This window comes from Mariniblastus fucicola, from assembly GCF_008087665.1.
Taxonomy (GTDB): Bacteria; Planctomycetota; Planctomycetia; order Pirellulales; family Pirellulaceae; genus Mariniblastus; species Mariniblastus fucicola.
Map to the genome: position 1 here is coordinate 6,017,876 of NZ_CP042912.1, position 23,250 is coordinate 6,041,125.

A 23,250-nucleotide genomic window follows, 5' to 3' on the forward strand; every position below is an offset into this window, starting at 1 on the left:
CGGCAAAGGTGCAGTAGCTGCGATGTTGTCGATGCGAGACTTCATCGTGCGTGTGACTTTCTTCATTGGCTCAGGCCGAGTGTGAATCACCTTGCGGTACCACCACCTGAAAAACTCTTTCGCCTCCCTGGCGGTGTCGTGATGCCAAAGATCGCGAAGCATCTCTTCGTAAGTCCATGCCTTGCCAGTTTCGAGCCTGAAAGAGAACAATGCACCAAGACGCTGCTGGCTTGATTCCTTGAGGTTGTCGTAGTTCTGGAGAAACAGGTAGCGAATCCCTGTTGACGTGTCGTCACCTTCGCTGCGACGCAATCGCAACTTTTTCGGTGCGCAAGAAAAAAGGCACGCCAAAAATTGGCGTACCTCTTTTACTATTCAAGTCGGCAGTTCGACTAGCTTGCTTTAACGGTGTCACGCAAGTCGCGAACACGATCATGACCGGCTTTGACTTTTGCGTACTGCTGCGTCAAGACGTCATTCATCGCACTCCCGGCAGTGTCCTTGAGTACGTCTTCGTAGGCTGCCTTGATATAGTCTTCACCCTTTTCAGCTTCGCAGAGAATTGGATGAGCTGCTCCACCGTTGAGCATGCCTCGGACGTTAATCCATGCTCGGTGCACTGCTGCCATTGCGGATCCGGAATCGACTGGGTTTTCGCCGTTAAACTGTACATGCGTTTGTAGCTCAGCAGCAAGGTCCTTACGCTCCACTGCCAAGTCACGAAACAGCGACGCAATCGAATCTGTTTCAATGTCCTCCGCCGCTTCCCGGAAACCATTTGCGGAATCGATGTTGTAGCGAATCAGTTTTTGAATACCGCTTACTGTGGATTCGTCGAGATTTGTTTTAGTTTCTAAAGACATGAATAAACTCCTTCTGTAGTGAATCGTTATAGGCAAATCACAATGATGCATTTGCCGTGCCAACGCTGTACTTTCGCAACTCGCGATCGACAATTACCCATTTTGTGCCGGCATCCTGAAACTTGATGACTCCTGACGACCCGAAGTGGCTCTTGCGACACCAACATTCGGTCCATTTTGTTGCAAGTCCACAGGGTTGCCGTGAATGAATCGTTGAGGCGGCGCCCTGATCGTGGCCCGATGGTCATGTGAGCGTTTGAGGGCATCTAGAAATCACGATTGGCAACAAGGAAAATGTGATCGCCCGCGTGTTCTAGCTGCGACTCGATGTTCAATGTGCTGATTCGCAGTCCCTTCTCCTGATCCTCCCGTTTGGGGTCCACAGCCATTACCTTGACGTCACTCTTGAAACATTGAATCAACCATTCGATAAACGCTATGGAGTTCAGTTCTGCGACGACCATGTCGTCGTCCCATCCGGCAGCTTCGATGTAAGAGGGTGTTTTAAAATTATTTTTCCAGCCTGTTTAGCATGAATTGAATCATTGCGATTCGTATGACAGTTTCGCTGTTTTGAGTCAGTCTTTCATAGTCCTTTGAGAGCCTTCTGAATTTTCCAAGCCATGCGAAAGTCCGTTCAACGATCCATCGCTTGGGTAAGACAACGAACCCTTCGGCTTCGACCGGACGCTTAACGGTTTGCAAGATGACACGATACCATTGCTTCAGGAACTCCGGCAAATCAGCCCGCCCGTAAATCGAGTCCGCGAAGATGACTCGAAGCCGACGAAACTTCTGTCTGATGTTTTCAAGAACAAGATGTGCACCTTCGTAGTCTTGTAGATCGGCCGAGTGGACAACAACGACCATCACAAGCCCCAACGTATCCACCAGGATGTGACGCTTTCGTCCGGTAATTCGTTTCGCCGCGTCATACCCGCGTAATTCTCCTCCTTCAGCACTGCGAATGCTTTGCGAATCAATGATGGCTGCTGTTGGCGTTGGCTTCCTGCCTTCTTTGCGGCGTACCTTTTCGCGAAGACGATCGTGAATGCGTTGCCATGTCCCATCAATACGCCAAGCTCGATAAACTCCATAAACCGTGTTCCAATTCGGAAAGCAGTCCGGAAGCAACCGCCACTGGCAGCCCGTTCGACACCAATACAATATCGCATCGACAATTTGACGCCGATCGATTCGTTTGCGGCCGCGAAGTTTTGCTGGCGGAATCAGACGACGAAGCAATCGCCATTGATCATCACTGAGACTGCTGGGATACTCAATACTCATCGCTACGGCTCCTTCCGTTTACGGTTTAAATGCAAACGGGGCTGTAGCGATTTTTTCAACTCAGAGCAATTTCAAAACACCTTCTAAGTTTCAGCCTGCTTTCTATCTGTGAATACAGCGACAGCGTCTCCTTCTTCGCTGTTGAATACTGTTGTTTCCAGCATTTCCGTGTCTTTATTTGCCAAAAGGTAAGTGAGCGTCATCTTTCTGTCTCCTTAAACGTACTTCAATTGCCAAGCCAATGAATCAACTCAACAGGCCCGCTGTCCGGCAACAACCAAAGCAAGCCGCGCGCCGGTGTTTAGCTGGTCGACAAAACGTCTACCTTGCTGGAACGCTTACCTTGGATCTCCAAGTATCCATGGTTGCGAAACCAGCGAAATGCGTCGTTAATCGCATTGTCAACACTGTTGATTCGGTAACTCAAATCATCTACCGCTTTCTGGCTAGAGTACCAGTGAAGCAATTGTCCCATTTCGATCGATGCGGAATTGACCGTGGGCTCGACACCCGTTATCCGTCCATAGGCGTCGGCTGCCACTGCGATAATTTTCGCGGCCTGATGGTTGAGCGACGAACGGGGAGGCTGTTTTCCGACCGCGTCTGCGATCCTGCTCCACAGCGACAAGTATGTTAAGTTTTCTCCACCAAGCACGTAAGTTTCACCGGTTGATGCGTTCTCCATTGCTGAGATGATTCCTCGAGAAACATCCCGCACATCAACGACACTGCAACCGCCGCCAGGTGCGAAGGGGCAAAAGTGTTTTGCTACGGAGAGCAACATTTTTCCAGACGATGGTTTCCAGTCCCAAGGGCCAATCATAAAACCCGGATGAACAATGATTCCATCCAGACCCTCTTTCAATTGATTGCGAAAGATCTCATCCGCTCGACGCTTACTGCGGACATAAGCGCAATCCGGTTTGGCTGGAAATCGGTCGTTCTCCGAAGGTAGTTTCGTCGTATGGGCTGCGGCCAACGCATCAACTGTACTGACTTGAATCATCCGCTTGCCACGACGCTTTGTGGACTCTGCCAAGGCTCGCGTCGATTCAACATTAAAGCGCATCGACTCGTCGAGTTTTGACCAGCCAATGTGGATCAAGGCCGCCGCGTGAATCACAACATCTGCATTTCGGACACTACGGTCAACATCGCCAAGTGATGTCAGATCAACCTCGCTTGTCGCTACATTCAGCCCTGACAGAGGAGCGCGAAGAGAGGAGCGACGCACGGCGACTTCACACTGGTGTCCGCGAGACAGCAGTTGCCTTAGCAAGTTGTTGCCAAGGAACCCTGTCGCCCCGGTTAGAAAGATCTTCATGACAAACTTTCTATCGAATCGGTGTCCACGGCTGAAAGCTGATTCCATATTTCTCGCCGATGGCATCGCCTGTAACGTTGTAGTCTCTGACGACCGCGAATCCCGATCGCTTCACACTTCGAAACGCATCCGTTTCCGCGTCACGCTCTAGCGCTCGGCCGATCGCGAAGGCCGCGAGCCCGTAGCCGCCAAAAAAGTTGCCCTGTCGTTGCACTGGGACTCGACCGTACGATAAAGACCGTAGACCGGCCGCTGGCAACCAAGTTGTTGCCAAGCCATTTCGCGAGCGATAACGATCAATTTCTGTCGATTGAAGCGTGTCGGCCATCGAGCGTAGTGCGTTGGTCGTTCGATCAGCAAACTTGGTTGCGATCTCGTCAACCTCTTCGTCGTCGATTTGCTGAATTCGTAACGCGTATCGATCAAGCCAGAAACGGGACTGGCTGGCACTGATTCCAGTCCTGTTTTGTAACGATCCCAACAGACGCCTTATTCTCAGCATATACCCTACCGTGGCTTGACCTTCAGCCGCCATCTTTGCTCTATTCTCGCGAAACTGGCTTGCCGACTCGGCGTCACTCAGATTCAACGCGCTGGATAGTTCTCTGACAGCTTTGGGAATCTGCGGATCTTGCACCACAAGCCCCATTAAATCGTTGAGTCCGTCGAATGAAAGTTCGCCTTTTAAAGACACGACATTGTCGGCGATATTGGTCTCCCACCGTTCAATGCTCTCCAATTTTGCGCCGTAACCGATCAGCAGGTCATCGATCAACGGCGCGGCGACGTCTTTCAGCAAAGAAGGATCTGTCGCGAAACGGATTCGAATGTCAGCACCAAGTTCGTCCGTCGCGGCGATAGAAATCGTGACTCCCTCGACGCCACCAAGGATGCCTCGGATTGCTTCCCGATTCACGGCTTCCAAACAACGTGCCGAATCACAATATTCGGAAACCGCATTGCCGGGGATTGAGTCGCGAAGATCCATCGCAATGACGGCAAAAACGTCGCTCTCGTTGGCGAATTCTGCTGCCGCGTGCAATGCTGCTGAATCGTGCCCCGTTCGTTTCGCATCGGTCAGGTTTCGAATCTGTCTTGCCGCTGATTGCCGCGAAGTGTTCGGTACGATCGCGTAAGCAGCATCCATTTCTACCGCAACTGCCCCAGATATTAGCTGCAACGCCTTGCGACCGTCCACATTATCGCGTTGTGCGTCGAAGCGAGCGGGCAGGCGATCGAAATTGCGATCCACATCGAGTTCAGCAACTACAACTGGTTTCGACGAAGTCCAATAGTCATAGTCAACTTTCGAGGCAAGTGTTACTCGCTTTGCTGACGCGGGCATTCCAATGAGATCACCGGCGGCAACGCTGTTGGAACGTGCCCATTCGCTTTCCCTCAACGAAACGTAATTCATCGAAGTAAATGCATTGGCGTCAGAAGGGATGCGAACTGGAGCGGCCGACTGGGCGACGCCAAGACTGGACGTTGCCAGCAGGATAATTACGGTCGCCGACAATATTGATTGTTGTGCTCTCACTGGTCGCCCTTTGCGAATATTTAGCTGGATCAAAATTTTTGTTCTCCAATATTCGTTAGGCAAACGGCATGCCATTGCGCCGATGCATGGCGATACAGCAGAAACGCTGGATCCTTTGGAATCTGATTGGCAGCGCAGGAACCACCAATCCTGATGGAGTCGCATTGATGGTAGAAAAGCGGCGCCGGCACACCATTTGCTTTCTGAGGATTCCGAGACTGCCACGCCACAGACATCCAGGAATGAGGCGATGGCTTTTTGAACTCACTTGATTTACACCATGAGGAATCGATGTTTGCCAAATCACCAACCGCTCATCTTGGAAAAGCTTTAGTCGCCACCACCTGCCTGCTTCTATTCTCTGTTGGCTTGGAAGAAACCAGCGCTCAGACGATACGATTGCTGCCTTACACAGCCCATCAACGCGCTCACATCCGTTCGCTGCCAATCACGCAGCGCCCAAGCCGACCGTTTCATTTCTATGGCAACGCTGTCCGGCGCAATGCTGCTAACAATCGACCTTCTGGAGTCGGACTTAACTCTCACGGACCGATTCGCCCGACGACCAATCAAGGTCGAGCGACTCGAATTGGAGTTCCGGAACGCCAAGGCCAATGCAGTTAACTTGGCGTTTGGACAACCGATCGGTGTGAAGATGAAAGGCTGACTGAAACAACAAGACAGCCACAAGAGTCGCAACACTCAGTTCAAGCTGAACGAGTTCAGCAATGGACATAAACAATTGGAAAGAATTGAGCCAGATTTTTGAGATTCGTGGATTGCAAAAACCACTCGATCACGATCCGCACGCGAGGGGCGCTGCCTTCGATTCGCGAAACAGACAGCGATGACTAGCGTTCAGTTGCGAGTCTTTCCAGCTGCCTCGGCGGCGTCCAGAGCGCTAAGCAAGCTCTGCGTTATTTCAGGAAACTGGGTTGAAATTTCATTGCGTTCGCCAGGGTCACTTTCCAAATCAAAAAGTTCGTGTCCCAGTTCTTCGTCGATGCCATAGCGCACAACCAGTTTCCATTTGCCGGTGCAAACGGCGATGGCGCTGTCTTTGCCATTGCCCAGAATGAAGATTGCTTCTCGATCCGCGATGTTTTCTCTCTGGCCACGCAATACCGGTAACAAGCTGAAGGAATCTGCGGCAGCATCAGATGGCAAATCGCGGTCCACTATGCTGGCTGCAGTCGCGAACAGGTCGGTTAGGCTGAAAACACAATCGGAATCAGTTCCAGGTTCAATTTGGCCCGGCCAGCGTGCGATAAAGGGAACACGATGCCCACCTTCGTAGGCCTTACCCTTTCCGTCTTTCCATGCACCGTTGGTGATATGTCCCATTTTCCTGGCATCGGCCTTGGCTCTTTTGAATTTCGTTCGAACATCTCCTGAATCGTCGGCCAAGTTCAAACGGACACCTTGAGTGCCCTTGAAGTCTTTCGGCGTTGAACCGTTGTCGCTAGTGAAGATGACGAGTGTGTTGTGGCTGAGTTTGAGTTCGTCTAGCTCCGCGAGAATTTCGCCTACGTGAGAATCCAGTTCTTGAATATGATCGCCGTACAGACCTGCTTTGCTGGTGCCGCGAAAATTTGCTGCGGGCGTGACATGCGTGTGAGGTGCACACGGTGTGAAGTACAAAAAGAACGGCTTGTCCGCATTTCTCCGGATGAACTCGACAGCCTTACCGGTCAACATTGTGTCGACTTGATCTTCAACACGAGGCTGAGCCAATCCTTCCGGAAAGTCCTGGCCTTTGACGACGCGATAGGGAACATCTGGTTTCCTGCCAACGAGATCGTGATTCTCAATGAACGCTCTGGTGGAATCGTTATGATTTGAAGGAACGCCGAAGTGATAATCAAAACCAACTTCCAGCGGCCCTGTGATGGGAACTTTATTCCAATCTTTGCTGTAACCCAGATGCCATTTCCCAATCGCTGCGGTTCGGTAGCCAGAGTCCTGAAGGAACGAACCCATCGTCACTTGACCCGGTTTCAAGCGATAGCCGTTGCCTCGTTTGTGCAACCGCCACGGAGACGTACCAGTGAGCAAACCGTAACGAGACGGCGAACAGAGCGACGCGGCCGCGTGGGCATCGGTAAACCGCATCCCTTGTTCGGCGAGACGATCAATATTCGGTGTGGCAATTTTTTCTGCACCGTAGCATCCGAGGTCACCGTATCCCAAATCGTCCGCGAAGATGACGACGATGTTCGGCGGAGCAACTTGATCGCCCTGCCCCCAGCAAATGCCCTGAGCAAAGGTCAACAAAAAGAGCACCGTAAACGCAACAGCTGGCTTATTCAGCATTTGACTGTCTTCCATTGTTAAAATGAGATCGCAACTCGATCAATGACCGGCACGGAACGGTTCGAAGTCGTGTCTTCGATTTTGAGCTCGAATTGAAATCCGTATCCGGCAGGCAACCCCGAAAGATCCATCGCCGCAGCTTCACGAGCAACCTGCTTTGCAAATCCATCGACATAGTCATAGCGCTCTTGAACCCTGGTCCAGTCTGACCACTGGTCGATTGTTTTATCGTTATCTGTATCGACGCCGACGCGGACTTCAACCGATTCGACCCAAGGTCCGGGACTGACGAAGTCTTCTTTCTGCTGTGTCGCGAGATAGAACTTTCCTTCGGCAAACATCACATCGGGGTCGGGGTGGCCTTTGCCGATGTTGCCGCACCATTCAAATGGCTGATCAATACTGCTCGAAGTGAACCAGCCAACGCTCATTTCCCTGGAATCTTTCGGATCGTAGTCGCAGAACAGGTAGTACTGTCCGCCGATGGAAATCGCCGCCCAATCTCCGTAAGCATTTTGTTTCGGTTCATGAACTTCGTACTTGGCAACGTTCGTTTTGAAACGCTCAGGATTTTCGTTCACCCAGTGTGGGTGCTTGTACGTCGCAGTTTTGCCAGTCGATTTGGTTCGTTCGTCGATTGGCGGAGCGACGGTTTCGAAATCAGAAACACCGTCTGGGCTGACGGCGTGAGCAGCGAGCGGTGAATCCCAAGCATTCTCTCGCGCGTTGATCGGGCTCCAGTCCTCAACGATCAAATGGAATTTTCCATCAAGCCCTCGAATGATCGCGCAGTCCGAACCGTGAGTCGGGTCATCGTAAGCCATGCCTTTATTCTCACCCGGCACTCCGTCAAACAGATCGTCGTCGACGTACACATGAGGATCCTGGTCGTTCGGAAAATCGTAGTAGAAATACGCTCTGCCGTCAGCGAACTCGGCAGTCGTCATCCACTTGGCAAACTTTTCTGTGATTGCACCATGATGCACCCAGTTCACCATGTCGTTGCTCTGCCAAGCGTGATACCCGTTCTGGCCGGGCTTGAGGCCACCAGTTGCATCGAACTGATTTCGAAATGGAGTTGTCTTTAGCGGCGAGTCAAATCCTTTTAACGTGGCATCCTTCGCGACGAAATTTTCTTTTGATTTCCGCATCCCGTAGCGTCCAAACATCCAATAATTGCCCGGACCAAGTTGCAACATCACGGGGGCATCGCCAAGGTTTACCGGGCCAATATTTTTGACTGGCTCCCAGTTCAACCACTCTGGCGATTGAGCGATCTGAATTTCTTTGGCGGAACGTTTTGAGTCAAACGATTTTATTTTGCTGCGAAGCGTCGCTTGCTGCTTCCCAGGCCTGGCCATCCCATTGGCCAGCTGCAAACCCTTTTTAGACTCAGTGTTCTGCTGCCATTGCTGCTGCGAATCAACGATCCAAGTGTCATCGTTTTTCTTGTCCTCGGTCCGGTCTTTGATTTCTGGCTTCCGGTGATTGACGGAGCTTTTCCCCTGGCTTGTTGAGGGTTTGGCCTTCGGGGTTTTCTTCTTTGGCTCTTGAACTCTGTTGTGTGCCGGAACAGGGCTTTCAAATCCGGCATAAAATTCTGGCTCGATTCCTTTCGCGTGACCGTTAAAGTTAAATGTATTGGGCTTGCCGGGGCCGACGATACTGATGTTGGCGTCAGCAGTGATGGCTGCCTCCATGCCCATTGCCCAAAGCATGCCGTTGACCAACATCCGGCGATATCCATCGTTAGTAATGTCTTCCGAAGTGCCATAGAGCGTCGTGAAAACACGGCCTTCCGCGCCCGACGTTGACTTGTAAATCCGCGTCCATTCCGATGGCATCGGCTCCTGCTCTTTTGAGACAGGGGAATCCAGAGTCATTCCATTGAGCGGCTGAGCCATGGTCAGGATTTCGCTGTCGACCGGCTTGCCAACGTAGCATCCCGCTTGAACCCAAACATCTTTGACGCCGCGCAAAATCGGATGTGTTGCCTGATCTTCGATCGGGGTAATGCGAGTGCTCTGTGAGTGGTTTTTGCCGTAGTGGCCAACCCAAGTTTGGCCGAGAACCTGATGGCCAAAGCCTCGATCGTACGCCGCATCTTTGCTGTCAAAAGAGTAACGGGAGTAAGTCTTGGCTGTCGGAATTCGAAACGCGTGTGTCGAGGTTCTCATTCCAACAACTGGGCCGCCGCGATTCAAATAGTCATCGAAGAACTTCATCTGGTCATCTGGCAAGTCCTGAAACCGCAAGAACACAACTGCAAGGTCAGCCGTTTCCAATGCTTCCAGCCCCGGGATGTTTGAAGGCTTGCCGGCGGCAATCGTTCCGGATTTGGGATCGATATTGAACAACACCGTGCATTTGAAGCCATGGTGTTTCGCCATGATTCGAGCCAGCATTGGAAGCGATTCTTCAGAGCGATATTCGTGGTCACCGGCAATGAACACCACATGCTTCCCCTGCCCGACCCCCTCGGTTCCTTCGTAAACAAGGCTATCCGCGTCGAGGCTGGGCGTCAGGATCAAAATCAGAGTACAAACAAGGCGATACATCTTTACCTCTTATGTGAGCGTGCGTTCAAACTTTCAATGGTCAGTCGTGTCTATCTTAGCTGAGTCACGTGTTCGAAAGATGTCCAACGTGAGAGATCCCGGCGTTGTTCACAAGAACATTGACGGCGCCGAGTTTTGATTCGACTTACGAGAAAGACTGCCTGATGGCTTCGTGGCCGCCAACGTCGCGTGCGAAAACTTCGGATTGCCAGCCTGCTGACCCGATAGCATCAACGGTTTCTTGACCTCTGCCAGCTTCGAGCTCAATGATCGCCCCGTTGACCCTTTCTTCGGCCAGACGAATTGCAATCGCGGCGCCGATCACGGATCCTCCTCCAGTGACAACGGCAACTTCGTTCTCAAATCGATTCATCTTAAAACGCATCTTCAAACAGCCGGGCCAATTTCACGGTCAGTCACTAAAGACTGACGCCGCGCTTCCAAACAATGAAGTCATCCTGCCCAAGCTTCATCGCCGCAGTCGGTTTTCCGCTGGCGACTTCGAGACTCAGATTCAACAACTGTGCGGCGTGCTCGGGAATGCTGGTCGATCCATCGATAATCGGTCCGGCATCAAAGTCGATCATATCCGAAAACGACTCGCTTGTTTTTGTATTGCTAGAGACCTTGATCACCGGGCAAACAGGATTGCCGGTTGGCGTTCCAAGTCCCGTAGAAAACAAAATCAGATTCGCTCCGGCACCCGCCATGCCAGTTGTGGATTCGACATCGTTGCCCGCGGTGCATAGCAGGTTAAGCCCGCGTTTCGTAACCCAGCCGGGATAGTCGAGCACATCTTTCACGGGTGAGCGACCTCCTTTGAGGGCAGCGCCAGCGGACTTGATCGCATCGGTGATCAAACCATCCTTGATGTTGCCTGGTGAAGGATTCTTTGCAAAGCCGGATCCCACTGCCACGGCGCGGGCCTCATAACGCTGCATGATGTCAACGAACCGATCCGCTAATTCTTGTGACGTACAGCGGTTTACCAAATCCTGTTCAACACCGCATAGCTCTGGAAACTCAGACAGAACCACACTGCCACCAAGCCCCACGACGCGATCAGCAACGGCACCGATCAAAGGGTTGGCTGATATGCCAGAGAAACCATCCGAAGCACCACATTCGACGCCAACGATCAGTTTATCCAGCGAAGCAGGCTGACGAGTGAGCTCGTTGGCTTTCACCATTCCTGCGAACGTTTCGCGAATCGCACGAGTCATCATGTCCCATTCGGATTCGGCTTTCTGCTGTTCAAATATTAACAACGGTTTGTCAAAGTTCGAATCACGCTTTTGAATTTCGTCTTCGAGGATACTAACCTGTGCGTGTTGGCATCCGAGACTCAGCACTGTTACTCCCGCAACGTTGGGATGGCATGCGTATCCGGCCAGGATTCCGCACAGGTTTTGAGAGTCTTCTCTGGTGCCGCCGCAGCCTCCATCATGAGTCAAAAACTTGATCCCATCGACGTTCGGCAGCAACCGCTCAGGCAAATCTCCTGGCGAACCGGGATCCAACGCAGCCAACTGGTCGATCGTCGCACCTTGTTGCCACGCTTTCGCAAGACGTTGAGCCAGGTTGCGATAGCCTGAGTTGGTTTGGTAGCCAAGCACGCCGTGCAATGCTTCGCTCATCTTGAGCAGGTTTCGATTCTCACAAAAAACCGTGGGAATCACGATCCAATAGTTCGCTGTCCCGACAGAACCGTTGCTGCGGTGATAGCCCTGAAAGGTCGATTGCTGCCAATCGCCTACGTCAGGCGCGGCCCAATCGATCTGTTTCCGGTTGGCGTGAAACGGTTCGCTTGAATGATCAAGATTCTCCATCGTCAAAAGAGAACCTGCTGGAATATCTCGCGAAGCTTCTCCAACGATAACGCCATACATCCTCAGCTGTTCGCCGCGAGCAACATCTCTGGTGACAAACTTGTGCTTGCGAGGAATCGCTTCGACGATCCGACAATGCTCGGATGAATCAATTTTAATTTCAGTGCCGACTTCAAGATCCTGAAGGGCGACGATCAAATCATCAGCCGGGTTTACGCGAAGAAACGAACTAGACAAAGTCACCATCCCAACAGAAAGTTTTTGCGGTTTGACATGGAAAGGAAAACACGAAAACCGCTTTCCCTTTTTTATTGGCAAGGCCTACAGAAATGCCTGGCCACACCTGAGCATAAAGCGGCGGAGCAGCCAAACAAGGCGAGGTCCCATCATTTGACTGCAAGAATCTTCAGATATTACTCTGAAGGAACGGCAACAATGCCGTACATGTTGGGCTCCGAGATAGGCGCTTCGGTGGCACCGAGCGTCACGACGCCTGGAGCATCGATAGTTTTCACCCATATCGAAAAAACATCATCGATGCTCTGGCCCGGACCGATTCCAGATGGACCCTTGTTATGCCACTGGCCGCTGGAAAAGAACGGGCCGTTGTCGAGCCCGATATCGTCACCGGTATCTTTAAAGCCATCTTTAAGCCATGAAGCAACGGGCAGTCGATTGTCAAACAGGATGTAAAGCTTGCACGGAGCAGCTATGTTGAGTTTCAATTCGATGCTGTCATCTGCTTTGTCGTTATTAAACGTCCGAACGTAATCTCCGCCCACGAGGTATGCAGGCATTCCCGATTTATCGAGCCCGTTCCATTCGTGGCCTTCACGGTCAACAAACGCCAAAGCATCTTCACGCATGCCGTTCTGGACGATCTCGTAGTAGCTAAGCGAAGAGTCACGATCGTAGCTGTCCCTGACTCCTTCAATCAAGACTCCGCGAGGCGTTGCTTGAGGATCGATGAACTCATCGTTTCGAATCGATTCAATCCGACTGACAGCACCATACGCATCAAGCCTGACGGCCTCGCCCATCCTCAACCTTTGGGTCGGCTGTGGCTTGGCGCGGTAGTCGACATCAACTTCGCCTTTATAGACAACCACATCGGTGCCCCCTTGAGGGTCGACGTTGACGCGGAACTTTGTGCCTAAATCGACAACTGTCGCCCGCGGAGCTTCAACAGAAAACCCTTCGCAGCCATCCGGAACTTCAGCCGTCAGACTTCCCAGTAACATTCTGACTTCCATTGGAGAAACAAGCTCGCAAGCAACCGGACCGTCGAGATTGACAGAGACTCCGTTGACGTACTTGATGATCAGCCGACCTTCGACAACTCGCAGAACGTCTCCGCTGCACAATCCCGAAGTCATCGCTTCGCCGGTTTCTTCGATGAACCACTTTGCGTTATCAGATTTGACTTTGGCATGAGCAATGACGTCTGAGCGATAATTCAGATTGCCAAAACTGGCGATCGAAAGCCACGCCAAACCCAGCAGCACCAAGGATCCAAAACAAAGCAAAAACGGGTTCCCCAACGCCCCTTTGAATGCAAAAGGCGAGCTTTGGCCCGAACCACTTTCCACAGTGGGAAACAGTCGATCGCCAGACTTTTTCGGATTGCCCGGATTGCCAAGTTGACTGGAATGCCGAGAAAGTTCTCCGAGGAGAAAATCGGTTTCAATCTCACTCAAATAAAGATCCTGAGCCTTGGGATTGCCAGCAAGCATGCTCGCAAGTTCGGTGATCTCAGACTGACTAATCGACTGATCGAGCGCCGCATCCACAAGAATCATCAAGCGATCTTCGTCTATTGTTTCGTTGTTGAATCGATCTGACATCAATTTCTCAAGTGCTCGTTAATTCCGCTATTCTGCTGCCGCTTCTTTTCGCTCGACACAGACTCGCAAAAGCCGGCGTATTCGCAAAAATGCCTGCTTCAGTCCCCCTTCGGACCGACCTGTTTCGCGACTGATTTCTCTATTGGTTTCTTGGAGTTCGTATTTTCTCAATACAAGTTCCTGGTCCTTCTCGGCCAACAAGCTCATGCACTGCTCAAGGTAAGTCTTGCGACCTTCAATGAGAGAATCTCGATCCTCCAGCTTCCTTGCCAATTCGTACACCACGTTTGAATCGAAATGGAGCCAGGATTTGGAGTTGCGGGTCTTCAAATAGCTCAGCGTCTGAAACTTCGCGATGGTTCTCGCCCACGCCAAAAAATTTGAGCCTGGCTGGAATTCGTCCCGCTTCGTCCAGATGATTTTGTTCGTCTCTTGAAGAATATCCTCGGCAGCATCATGGTTAGGATAAATCCCAAAGATGAAGAAAAGCAACTGCCTTTGATACTGTGCCACCAAGTCGCGAATGAGATTTTCCTGGGTGTCGTCGCTCAACGAATTCTCGTGCCTGGGGATTTCTATTTCGGCATGGCAGCTGTCACGTGAGCGCTACCTACTTGCCCGTTATTCAAATGCAGAATGGCCGGAAACGAGCCAGTATGGGTCAAGGATACAACCTCAATCGACCTTGCGTATTAGCTTGCAAAACTTCTCGGCGTTCTTTTCGACGATTTCCCTTTTTTCTCGTTAACGGAGGTCGGGGAATGGCTATCAAGATAGTATCCCCCACAACCCCGCATCAACGGCAATTGATGCGACATTATACGTTCCGTGTTGGGAAAACTGATTGCCGTTCAACAATTCATCTAATTCTTCCCCCTATTTAAAGTTTGAACAATGTTTAGAAATAAAAAGCGTGGATTCACGCTGGTGGAACTTTTGGTGGTCATTGCGATCATCGGGATTCTGATAGGAATGTTGTTGCCAGCCGTTCAGCAGGTGAGAGAGGCTGCACGACGGACTCAGTGCATGAACAATTTGCGGCAATCGACACTGGCAGCGCTGAATTACGAATCGGCCCACATGACGTTTCCTGGTGGAAACTTCTACGGTGGTGGACCTTGGGGGCACTCATTCTGGGTTCAGATGCTGCCATTCATCGAGCAGGGCAACTTGGCCAGGGGTTACGATCTGACCACAGGCGGCTGGACCGGCGGAGCGGGAAATACCAATCCAAACAAGATCTGGCTTACGGAGAATCGGACAGCAATGCCTTTCCTGCTTTGCCCTTCGTCAGACCTTCCTCAGTTTCCAGTAAACTACTCTGGCTACGACAGCGACGACTTTGCCGGCACAAGCAATGGGGATGACGACATTGCAGGAATGTTGGCATGCTACGCCGGAGTCATGGGCTCCAGCGAACACAGGACTGCTTTCGAAGCCAGAGGTGGAATCGCCAGTAAAGGCGGAATTCTCGTAAAGCAGAGTGCGGAGTTTGAAAATCCCGGCGTCGGTTTTGGTGAAATTAGCGACGGTTCCTCCAACACGATATTACTCGCTGAACAATCCGCCTGGATGTTCAATGACGATGGCGAGAGGGTTGACTGTAGAGCGGATGGCAACCACGGATTTAACATGGGCGGAAGCTATTGGAACATCCGTCCGTTCAATCTGATCTCAATCCGGCACCCGATTAATGAACTGGTGATTTCCCGCGCTGTGGGATCCTCAGGCAACGTCGGCCCCAATCGGCCGATTCATTCGGCACACCCTGGCGGCGCAGTCGTAAGTGTCGGCGATGGTTCGGTCCACTTTCTTAACGACGACACAACGCTTCAAGTGCTGTTTGATCTCGCTGATAAAGATGACGGCAACGTCGTTAGCGTATTGGAGTAGCCCGCCATTGGCCGGACGCCTGCAGGTCTGTCCAAGCCTGCAGGTTTCTGCGCAAGCGGAGCTGCAAACCTTCGAATCCGGTTTCGTGAACGACTCTAGTGAAGTCGTGAAGTTCGTTCGTCAGTCAGTATTTAGAAAATGGAGAATTCGTTGTCCCGAGCCTTTCGAAACGCGAGCGTGTTTTGCCTGCTGTTGTTCATCGTTCCAATGATTGGATGTGGAGATCCGGGCCCGCCGACTGGTGACTTGTCCGGCACTGTTTACTTCAATGACGAAATTGTCGGGGATTGTCGGGTGATGGTTTACAGCCAGAACACGAAACGATGGCTGGGCGCCAAAGTTGATCTTGAGGGAAAGTTCAAGATCACCGAGGTACCAACCGGCGAGTATCAGGTGGCGGTTGGCCAACGGACCACCAACGCCGCAACAGAGGAGCCTTTCGACGAACGAATTCCCAAGCCGTTTCGTGATGTAGAGACGAGCGGCTTTGTCGTTGCGGTCGAAGAAGGCGAGAATACGATTTCACTCAAAATGAGCAAATGACTGGTTCTCGCAGCCTCTGAAAGTGAAAAATCTACCTACAACACCCGTGACTGAGAATTTCCGACAATTTTGTCTGTTTAGCGTTAACCCTACCTCTTCGGCAGCTATTCAGTTGTAAGCCAACGCTCTGCATTGGGTATCATTGCAGCCACAGAAGGATTTAGTGGATGTTTCGTTGGCAACAATTGAAATGCTCTGAAACACCACTTCTGAAAACTATTTTTAGGTTAACAACATGAAACCCACCTTTTGCTTCGCAATCGCCGCAATATGCGGCATATTCGCCTCATCCGCCAACGCGGATACTGTAGCTTGGCAGCCATCCGTCAACATGTACCAAGGTTCTACTGTTGAAACTTTTGTCAGCACCAACGGCACTCTTGCTTCGGCGTTGAACGCTTCGGGAGACACTTCCGGTGACGAGGATACGACGGTAAACGGGGTCGCATTCATCGGCGCTGGAAACGGCGTCGCTGTCGGAACCACTGAGACAATCACAATCAATGGAGGAACCGACAACGTTGGTTCTTTTGGTGATGGTGAGTTCACCAGCAACGGCCCCATCTTTCACCTGATCCGCGGAGGAGTTTTCGGAGTCAACTCTGTAACACTTTCCGGTTTGCAAGCCGGTGAAACTTACGAGATTCAGGTCTTTTCGAACGACGCAAGGACTTCTCGGAACAACACGACGCAGCTTGGGCTAGGTGATGGAACTGGCGTTCTAGCTCCGTTGGTATCTCTTGAGTCGAACAATAGCCCTGCTGATGGGTCTGACTCGTCTGATGCTGAGCCTAACGCTGGAGATTCAATTCTTGGAACGTTCACGTCAACTGGCGTAGATGTGACGTTCAACACTTTCGGAACTGGCGATGGTGGAGCGACTTGGTCGCAAGGTGCAGGACAGTCTCTCGTCAACGGCGTACAACTGCGAATTATTCCTTCAACTGTTCCTGAGCCAGGATCGCTTGCTCTTATTGGCATGGGAGTCTTTGGCCTGGTTGCTCGTCGTCGACGCAAGTAAGTTCGATGAATGAGAATCGATTTCGATCAAGGCGAGCTTTTAGCTCGCCTTTTTTTGTTTCGCCGAAGACATCGACAGGAAAGGACGACGCGGATCAACGCTCAATGTTGTTGTCGATTGACGTTGAGTTCGAAGGAGATGTGCAGATAGAAAGCTCAGCCTTTGCATTACAAACTACCGGCAGCACGCCCGTTGATTTGACTTTTGCCACCTCAAACTCCAGCCGCAACACGATTGCCTCGCTTTCATTTTCAGGCAACAACACGGAAGCTACTGGCTCCCTCGTTGATGGCAACTACCAACTGACTATCAATGGCGATGGCGTCGTGGATTCTCCCAGCAACAGCTTTGATTTAGACCGTGACGGTATTCCCGGAGGCCAAATTGTTTTCGGGGACGAAGATATCGAGAGCCTGTATCGTCTGTTCGACGATGTCAATCAAAGCCGGAGAGCGGATATATTTGATTTGCTGGGGTTCCGGCAGACTTACCTCAAGACACTCGTGTTTGACAACGGATTCTCATAATGAAGACTATGCTTTGCGGCCATCTCAACGTCATCGCTTTGGCGTTGGCTCTTGTTTCATCAGCTTTCTCCTCTTCATTTGTGTATGCTCAAAAGCACAAGATGGACGAGGCCTTCAACCCCGTTGCGACTGCCAAGTTTGTCGACGAAGCCGAACCGCCAGTTGAACCGCTGACGTTGTGGTATCGCAAACCGGCACTCAAATGGGAAACCGAAGCGCTGCCCGTTGGCAATGGCCGGATGGGGGCGATGGTTTTTGGTGGAGTCGATCGCGAGCGAATTCAGTTTAATGAAGAAACTGTTTGGGACGGCGAATACATTGATCGACATAGCCCTGATGGCCTCAAGGCCCTTCCGGAAATCCAACGCCTGTTGTTCGAGGGCCAGAACAAGAAGGCTTCGAAGTTAGCCGGCAAGATGATGGGGAACCCCAAAAGGATCAAGTCCTACCAAACGCTGGGCGATCTGTTGCTAGACTTTCCCGACGCCGATGAAGTTGCCAAGTATCGTCGCGATCTCGACCTCACCAACGGGATCACAAACGTCAGTTATCGTGTGAACGGAATCACCTACACTCGCGAAGTATTGGCAAGCTATCCAGACCAGGTGATTGTGGTTCACTTGACCGCTGACAAGCCCGGGAAGATCAGTTTTTCAGCTCGGTTTGATCGTCGCGACGCGTCGTACAGTTCTGGCAAGGACAATCGGATTATCCTTCGCGGCAAACTGAAACTGGATTACGAAGCCCAGTTGGTTCCGATTGTTGATGGAGGAACAGTAAGCTCTAAAGACGGTATCCTGAAAATCGAAAATGCGAACGAAGTAACATTGCTGCTCAATGGCGCGACCAGTTTTGTTAACGCACAGGACCTCACGGGCGATGCGACGGCAAATTGCGAGTCGCCTCTGAAGGTGGCTGCAAAGAAAAGTTTCCAACAACTGCGTACGAATCATATTGAGGACTACCAGCGGCTGTTCAGTCGCGTCAAGCTCGACGTCGGAACCAGCAAGGCCGCCGCCAGACCGACCAACGAGCGAATCGCCAATCTTAAAAAGAAGGAAGTCAAAGATCTCGATCCACAACTCGCGGCGCTTTACTTCCAGTTCGGCCGTTACCTGTTAATCTCCAGCTCGCGACCGGGTTTCCTTCCGGCCAACTTGCAAGGAAAGTGGTGCCAGAATTACAAGGCACCGTGGAGCAGCGACTACCATCTCAACATCAATTTCCAAATGAACTATTGGCCAGTTCAAACCACCAACTTGGCCGAATGTCATCAACCCTACTTTGACTACGTCGAAAGCCTCGTTCCCTTTGGTGAAACAACAGCCAAAGAACTCTACGCAGCGGATGGGTGGGTTGTCCATCACCTCTCTGACATCTTCGGCAAGACGACTCCGGCCGATGGAGTTCACGGCGTGTGGCCGATGGGAGCAGCTTGGCTTTCGCGGCAATTTATGGAGCACTATCGATTCAGCGGCGATCGAGAGTTTCTGGCAACACGCGCCTATCCGATGATGAAAAGAGCTTCAGAGTTCATTCTGGACTTTTTGATTGAAGCTCCGGAAGGATCGGCTGGAGCCGGGCGACTGGTTTCCAATCCGTCTCACTCTCCGGAAAACTCTTTCATCAAAACGGATGGCACACAGTCCGTGTTCACCTACGCTTCCACGATGGACCTTCAAATCATCCATGGGCTATTCACGAACGTGCTGGAAGCAAATCGCATCCTTGGACAGGACGAACCATTCGATAAAGAGTTTTGTCAACACGTCGAATCCGCGATGGAGCGTTTGCAGCCGATGCAAATTAGCGAAAAAACAGGACGCCTTCAGGAGTGGATCGAAGACTATGCCGAAGCCCAACCAAAACACCGTCACGTTTCGCATCTGTTTGGCTTGCATCCGGGCCGGCAGATTACGGCTCAGGGAACGCCCGATTTTTACGAAGCCGCCCGCAAGACTTTGGAAGCTCGTGGCGATCGCAGCACGGGATGGAGCATGGCCTGGAAGATCAATTTCTGGTCACGGCTTCACGATGGCAATCGGGCTCACAAACTGCTGATGACGTTGCTAACAAAGGGAACACTGACAAACCTTTTTGATACTCATCCTCCATTTCAAATCGATGGCAACTTTGGTGGCACAGCCGCGATCGCAGAAATGTTGCTGCAAAGTCACGCCGATGAAATCGAAATCCTGCCGGCTCTTCCAGATGCATGGCCGACAGGATCCGTTTCCGGCTTGCGAGCCCGCGGTGGATTCGAAGTCGATATCGCCTGGAAAGACGGAAAGCTCACGCAAGCAACGATCCGCTCGCTGCTGGGCAATCCATTGAAGCTGCGATACGGTAAGAAGACGGCCAACTTGGAAATCGCGAAAGGCGACACGGCCCATTGGACTGGTGAATAGGTCAAATTCGATTCTGCGTTTCGAACGAAGAGTGACAAAAAACAGGATGCTTACGGATTGTTGGTAGTGAGCCGATCTGTTCCGACTTCGAGACCTGTCGAATATCGCTTGGCCCTCGACTGCCCTTGACTGATCACCTTTTCGAGAGCCAGCTCCGTGGAATGTGTTGGATTGTCGAAATGTGGCAGGGGCTCTGACAACGATCGATCGCCCTCCCGGTAACGCAAGCACGCCAGAACGTTTCGGTTTCCAAAAAAATTCATTTCCCCGCTAACTTGGCTCCTGTTCTGCCTATGCAGCCTATGTAGACGATAGCCCCAAGAAATAATGCGTTGTGGCGACTGAACTTACATTGCCAGCACTCCGCACGGAATTTTGTGTCACAACGACTCGAGGTCCGACAAGTCAGCTCGAATCATCATTCATTCTTCCCTATTGAAAATATAGCAATGCGAAAAAACGTAAAACAGGGTTTCACGTTGGTGGAACTACTGGTGGTCATTGCGATCATCGGAATCCTGATTGGGATGCGACTGCCTGCGGTTCAGCAGGTTCGCGAAGCAGCTCGACGGACTCAATGCGCAAACAATTTGAGACAGGCAACTTCAGCTCTCTTAAATCACGAATCTGCGCATATGGAATTTCCTGAGGGTAACAACAACCCCATGAGCCCTATTGGGCACTCGTTTTGGTGTGAAGCGATGCCATTTTTCGAGCAAAACAATTTGGCGGCTATGTACGACCTAAATGCAAGTGGTTGGACCGGTGGAGCCGACTACGGAAGCCGCCCCAACGGCGCGGCGTTGCGCGACAGAACCATTCCTCTTTTGCTTTGTCCGGCGTCGGCGATGCCCGTTTTCGCCCTCGGAGCTTACGGAAGCGATACGGAAGTGGAAGGCAATTGGCCTAGCGACGATATCGAAGCGCCCACAGGCATGCCCCCAGTTACACAGGAATCGCAGGCTCTGTAGAAGCGTCCCGGCAATACGAAGGCAGAAATGGATCAACAATCAGCCTCGGCGGGATGTTGATCAACGAAGACGGAGTCACCTTTGGTGACATTGGCGATGGCTCGTCAAACACTCTTTTGCTGGGCGAGCAATCGGACTTCATAGTCCATGATGATCGTCAGAAAACCGATGCCCGAAGCAATCTGGGACATGGCTTCAACGCCGGAGCCAGATCGAGACCTCGTAATCGAATGTTGAACATTACTACGATCAGCGCTCCGATCAATGAGAAAATATTATCTCGTGTCGTCGGCGCGGCGGAACATGGGGCCGATAAGCCGCTTCTATCTGCCCATCCTGGCGGCGTAAACGTTAGCTTGTCAGATGGTTCAGTGCACTTCTTGAATGAAGGCCTTGATCTTGCGACTCTATTCAATCTTGCAGACAGGAATGATGGGAATGTCACCTCAATTGATCAGTAGAAACGGGCGAGTGATTGCATCCGCAATGCTCATGCTTATCGCATTCTCTTTTGCGGGTTGTGGGCCAGCGCCTGAACCCGTGGGTGTTCTGTCCGGAAGTGTGACGTCCGGAGATGAATTGATTGGGGATTGCAAAGTGGCGATTTACAATGCTGTCAGCAAGAGGTCTATTGCGGCAACAGTTGATTCGTCAGGATCATATAGAATGCAGGATATACCTCTTGGCGAATACGAGGTTTGGGTCTACCCAAAGGCTACCGACTCTGTGGAAGAAATTCCTGATCCAAGGATCCCGATGAAATATCGCAGCGGGAAGACCAGTGGATTAGAGGTTTCAATCTCTTCAACTGATGAAGTCGTTTACAACATCGATTTAAAATGACTGCGATTCGGATTTGGCCGTCCGCAGTTACGGTCAATAGAAAAGTTTGCTGACGGACAAACAGTCGAAGCCACAATAGGGTAAAGAATCGACCGACCTGGAAATCGCCAAAGACAAAACGACCTCTTGGACCAGCAAATGGGTTTAAAGCGACACCCGCGCAATGCATGATTCCAGCCGTAAGAGCGAATTCGGCATGGCTTGCAGCCGCGTACCCGAAACCTGGGTAGTGGACCATGCGGAAACTGTTTTTTAACTTTGACGATTGCATCCAAGTACGAACCACGTCGTGCCCGAATGAGAAGTTTGTTTGTTTCGTTTCTATTCGCCTTTACCTTGTGCTCGTCAGCATCGGGCCAGTTTGTGCACCCCGGAGTCGCACATAGCAGCGAGAGCATTGCTTTTGTGAAGGAACAGGTCGCTGCCGGCAAGGCCCCTTGGCTGGGAGCCTGGAAACGGCTCAGCAGCTCCGGGCATGCATCGCTCGATTGGAAACCGACGCCATTCGCTGTCGTAAAACGTGGCCCCTACAACAATCCCGACGTTGGGTCTTCCGAATTCAGTGCCGACGGCCGAGCAGCGTACTATCACGCGCTGTGCTGGACGATCACCGGAAATGAGGCTCATGCAATGAAGGCTGAAGAGATTCTCAATGCATGGTCTGGAGAGCTTAAATCGATTGAAGAGCATGATGCCGCTTTGTTGGTCGGCATGAGCGGTTACCACTATTGCGTCGGAGCCGAGCTGCTGAAACACACTTGGGACAAGTGGCCGCAGGAAAAGCAATCGCAGTTTGAATCAATGCTGCGAAAGATTTTCTACCCGACAATCAAGAATTTCTATCCCACCGCAAACGGCAACTGGGATGCGTCCATGATGCAGGCCATGATCGCGATGGCTGTTTTTTTGGATGACCAGAAAATGTTTAAACAGGCCACGAACTATTATCTGCAAGGGCGCGGCAACGGCGCGATTGGAAATTACTTCAAGCCATCGGGCCAATGTCAGGAAAGCGGACGCGATCAGGCTCATACCCAGATGGGACTCGAGTTCCTCGCAAACACTTGTGAAACCGCCTGGATTCAAGATGTTGATCTTTACGGAGCGTTGGACAATCGGCTCCTCAAAGGATTTGAGTACACGGCAAAGTACAACCTTGGTTTCGATGTACCGTACGAACCGTACAAAAGTGTTGAGGGCCGATACAACTACAAACGCATCTCGGACGACAGTCGCGGCAGTCTTCGCCCCATGTACGAGCGTATCCACAATCACTACGCCAACCGCAAAGACATTGAGACTCCGTACACGAAACAAGCGGCGTTAGAACTCCGATCAGACGCGTCGAACACCGACGACCGACGCGGAAAACGAAGGCGTCGTCGATTCTCACCAGCTCTGGACACGTTAATGTACGCGGGAGTCCCGGCAGCCGTCGTCAGTTCAGGCGACCAGCCATTAGATAGCAAGAACGAGTAAGCGT

Annotated in this window: 20 protein-coding genes and 2 pseudogenes; 9 read left to right on the forward strand and 13 right to left on the reverse strand. The window is 51.6% G+C overall.

Annotated elements, in window-relative coordinates; all coding sequences use genetic code 11:
- Window positions 1-27: 27 nt before the first annotated feature.
- The 13 genes and pseudogenes from MFFC18_RS22635 to MFFC18_RS22695 form a co-directional block, all read right to left on the reverse strand.
- Window positions 28-351 (reverse strand): annotated as a pseudogene (locus tag MFFC18_RS22635) (transposase); the annotation flags it as partial.
- A 41-nt stretch (window positions 352-392) separates the two neighbouring features.
- A complete protein-coding gene (locus MFFC18_RS22640) occupies window positions 393-863 on the reverse strand; it encodes a PA2169 family four-helix-bundle protein (protein ID WP_075083594.1) in 471 nt (156 codons plus the stop codon).
- A gap of 266 nt (window positions 864-1,129) precedes the next feature.
- The gene (locus tag MFFC18_RS22645; protein WP_075083593.1) at window positions 1,130-1,327 is read right to left on the reverse strand and encodes a hypothetical protein; all 198 of its coding nucleotides are present in this window, start codon (window positions 1,325-1,327) and stop codon (window positions 1,130-1,132) included.
- Window positions 1,328-1,373: 46 nt separating this feature from the next.
- Window positions 1,374-2,153, reverse strand: a complete 780-nt coding sequence (locus tag MFFC18_RS22650; RefSeq protein WP_068267841.1) for an IS5 family transposase — start codon at window positions 2,151-2,153, stop codon at window positions 1,374-1,376.
- A 301-nt stretch (window positions 2,154-2,454) separates the two neighbouring features.
- Complete coding sequence (locus MFFC18_RS22655; protein ID WP_075084487.1) at window positions 2,455-3,477, reverse strand: NAD-dependent epimerase/dehydratase family protein; 1,023 nt, start codon at window positions 3,475-3,477, stop codon at window positions 2,455-2,457.
- A 10-nt stretch (window positions 3,478-3,487) separates the two neighbouring features.
- A complete protein-coding gene (locus MFFC18_RS22660; protein ID WP_075084486.1) occupies window positions 3,488-4,996 on the reverse strand; it encodes a hypothetical protein in 1,509 nt (502 codons plus the stop codon).
- An 879-nt stretch (window positions 4,997-5,875) separates the two neighbouring features.
- Window positions 5,876-7,330 (reverse strand): sulfatase family protein, encoded by a 1,455-nt coding sequence (locus MFFC18_RS22665; RefSeq protein ID WP_084417113.1) that lies wholly within the window; start codon window positions 7,328-7,330, stop codon window positions 5,876-5,878.
- Between the two features lie 17 nt (window positions 7,331-7,347).
- A complete protein-coding gene (locus tag MFFC18_RS25730; protein WP_075084500.1) occupies window positions 7,348-8,802 on the reverse strand; it encodes a glycoside hydrolase family protein in 1,455 nt (484 codons plus the stop codon).
- Window positions 8,803-9,048: 246 nt separating this feature from the next.
- A pseudogene (locus tag MFFC18_RS25735) lies at window positions 9,049-9,888 on the reverse strand (ThuA domain-containing protein); the annotation flags it as partial.
- A gap of 145 nt (window positions 9,889-10,033) precedes the next feature.
- Window positions 10,034-10,261 carry an SDR family NAD(P)-dependent oxidoreductase gene (locus MFFC18_RS22680; RefSeq protein ID WP_075084483.1) on the reverse strand — a complete coding sequence of 76 codons (228 nt, stop codon included), beginning with the start codon at window positions 10,259-10,261 and terminating at the stop codon, window positions 10,034-10,036.
- A 46-nt stretch (window positions 10,262-10,307) separates the two neighbouring features.
- Window positions 10,308-11,954: a UxaA family hydrolase gene (locus MFFC18_RS22685; protein ID WP_202907537.1), complete on the reverse strand. Its 1,647-nt coding sequence runs from the start codon at window positions 11,952-11,954 to the stop codon at window positions 10,308-10,310.
- Between the two features lie 176 nt (window positions 11,955-12,130).
- The gene (locus MFFC18_RS22690) at window positions 12,131-13,561 is read right to left on the reverse strand and encodes a FecR family protein (RefSeq protein ID WP_075084481.1); all 1,431 of its coding nucleotides are present in this window, start codon (window positions 13,559-13,561) and stop codon (window positions 12,131-12,133) included.
- Window positions 13,562-13,588: 27 nt separating this feature from the next.
- Window positions 13,589-14,113, reverse strand: coding sequence for a sigma-70 family RNA polymerase sigma factor (locus tag MFFC18_RS22695; RefSeq protein ID WP_075084480.1), 525 nt, complete (start codon window positions 14,111-14,113; stop codon window positions 13,589-13,591).
- 342 nt (window positions 14,114-14,455) lie between these two features.
- Between MFFC18_RS22695 and MFFC18_RS22700 the strand changes: the two genes are divergently transcribed.
- The 9 genes from MFFC18_RS22700 (at window position 14,456) to MFFC18_RS22740 (ending at window position 23,246) form a co-directional block, all read left to right on the forward strand.
- Window positions 14,456-15,454, forward strand: a complete 999-nt coding sequence (locus tag MFFC18_RS22700) for a DUF1559 domain-containing protein (protein ID WP_075084479.1) — start codon at window positions 14,456-14,458, stop codon at window positions 15,452-15,454.
- Window positions 15,455-15,604: 150 nt separating this feature from the next.
- The gene (locus MFFC18_RS22705; RefSeq protein ID WP_148619063.1) at window positions 15,605-15,997 is read left to right on the forward strand and encodes a carboxypeptidase regulatory-like domain-containing protein; all 393 of its coding nucleotides are present in this window, start codon (window positions 15,605-15,607) and stop codon (window positions 15,995-15,997) included.
- Window positions 15,998-16,328: 331 nt separating this feature from the next.
- Window positions 16,329-17,018: a PEP-CTERM sorting domain-containing protein gene (locus MFFC18_RS22710; RefSeq protein ID WP_075084477.1), complete on the forward strand. Its 690-nt coding sequence runs from the start codon at window positions 16,329-16,331 to the stop codon at window positions 17,016-17,018.
- 104 nt (window positions 17,019-17,122) lie between these two features.
- On the forward strand, window positions 17,123-17,545 hold the full coding sequence (locus MFFC18_RS22715; RefSeq protein ID WP_148619064.1) for a hypothetical protein: 423 nt from the start codon (window positions 17,123-17,125) through the stop codon (window positions 17,543-17,545).
- The gene (locus MFFC18_RS22720) at window positions 17,545-19,953 is read left to right on the forward strand and encodes a glycoside hydrolase family 95 protein (RefSeq protein ID WP_084417107.1); all 2,409 of its coding nucleotides are present in this window, start codon (window positions 17,545-17,547) and stop codon (window positions 19,951-19,953) included. Before MFFC18_RS22715 ends, MFFC18_RS22720 begins: the two co-directional genes overlap by 1 nt.
- Window positions 19,954-20,402: 449 nt before the next feature.
- Complete coding sequence (locus MFFC18_RS22725; RefSeq protein WP_075084474.1) at window positions 20,403-20,924, forward strand: DUF1559 family PulG-like putative transporter; 522 nt, start codon at window positions 20,403-20,405, stop codon at window positions 20,922-20,924.
- 38 nt (window positions 20,925-20,962) lie between these two features.
- The gene (locus MFFC18_RS22730; RefSeq protein WP_261340529.1) at window positions 20,963-21,385 is read left to right on the forward strand and encodes a DUF1559 domain-containing protein; all 423 of its coding nucleotides are present in this window, start codon (window positions 20,963-20,965) and stop codon (window positions 21,383-21,385) included.
- Complete coding sequence (locus MFFC18_RS22735) at window positions 21,363-21,767, forward strand: carboxypeptidase-like regulatory domain-containing protein (protein ID WP_148619065.1); 405 nt, start codon at window positions 21,363-21,365, stop codon at window positions 21,765-21,767. Before MFFC18_RS22730 ends, MFFC18_RS22735 begins: the two co-directional genes overlap by 23 nt.
- A gap of 297 nt (window positions 21,768-22,064) precedes the next feature.
- On the forward strand, window positions 22,065-23,246 hold the full coding sequence (locus tag MFFC18_RS22740; RefSeq protein ID WP_075084471.1) for an alginate lyase family protein: 1,182 nt from the start codon (window positions 22,065-22,067) through the stop codon (window positions 23,244-23,246).
- Window positions 23,247-23,250: the final 4 nt, after the last annotated feature.

Bases quoted from the DNA above. Each gene is read 5' to 3' on its own strand.
- MFFC18_RS22655 (WP_075084487.1), bottom strand. From the start codon at position 3,477: ATGAAGATCTTTCTAACCGGGGCGACAGGGTTCCTTGGCAACAACTTG.
- MFFC18_RS22650 (WP_068267841.1), bottom strand. From the start codon at position 2,153: ATGAGTATTGAGTATCCCAGCAGTCTCAGTGATGATCAATGGCGATTG.
- MFFC18_RS22690 (WP_075084481.1), bottom strand. From the start codon at position 13,561: ATGTCAGATCGATTCAACAACGAAACAATAGACGAAGATCGCTTGATG.
- MFFC18_RS22715 (WP_148619064.1), top strand. From the start codon at position 17,123: ATGTTGTTGTCGATTGACGTTGAGTTCGAAGGAGATGTGCAGATAGAA.
- MFFC18_RS22640 (WP_075083594.1), bottom strand. From the start codon at position 863: ATGTCTTTAGAAACTAAAACAAATCTCGACGAATCCACAGTAAGCGGT.
- MFFC18_RS22740 (WP_075084471.1), top strand. From the start codon at position 22,065: ATGAGAAGTTTGTTTGTTTCGTTTCTATTCGCCTTTACCTTGTGCTCG.
- MFFC18_RS22700 (WP_075084479.1), top strand. From the start codon at position 14,456: ATGTTTAGAAATAAAAAGCGTGGATTCACGCTGGTGGAACTTTTGGTG.
- MFFC18_RS22665 (WP_084417113.1), bottom strand. From the start codon at position 7,330: ATGCTGAATAAGCCAGCTGTTGCGTTTACGGTGCTCTTTTTGTTGACC.
- MFFC18_RS22680 (WP_075084483.1), bottom strand. From the start codon at position 10,261: ATGAATCGATTTGAGAACGAAGTTGCCGTTGTCACTGGAGGAGGATCC.
- MFFC18_RS22735 (WP_148619065.1), top strand. From the start codon at position 21,363: ATGTCACCTCAATTGATCAGTAGAAACGGGCGAGTGATTGCATCCGCA.
- MFFC18_RS22725 (WP_075084474.1), top strand. From the start codon at position 20,403: ATGCGAAAAAACGTAAAACAGGGTTTCACGTTGGTGGAACTACTGGTG.
- MFFC18_RS22720 (WP_084417107.1), top strand. From the start codon at position 17,545: ATGAAGACTATGCTTTGCGGCCATCTCAACGTCATCGCTTTGGCGTTG.
- MFFC18_RS22710 (WP_075084477.1), top strand. From the start codon at position 16,329: ATGTACCAAGGTTCTACTGTTGAAACTTTTGTCAGCACCAACGGCACT.
- MFFC18_RS22645 (WP_075083593.1), bottom strand. From the start codon at position 1,327: ATGGTCGTCGCAGAACTGAACTCCATAGCGTTTATCGAATGGTTGATT.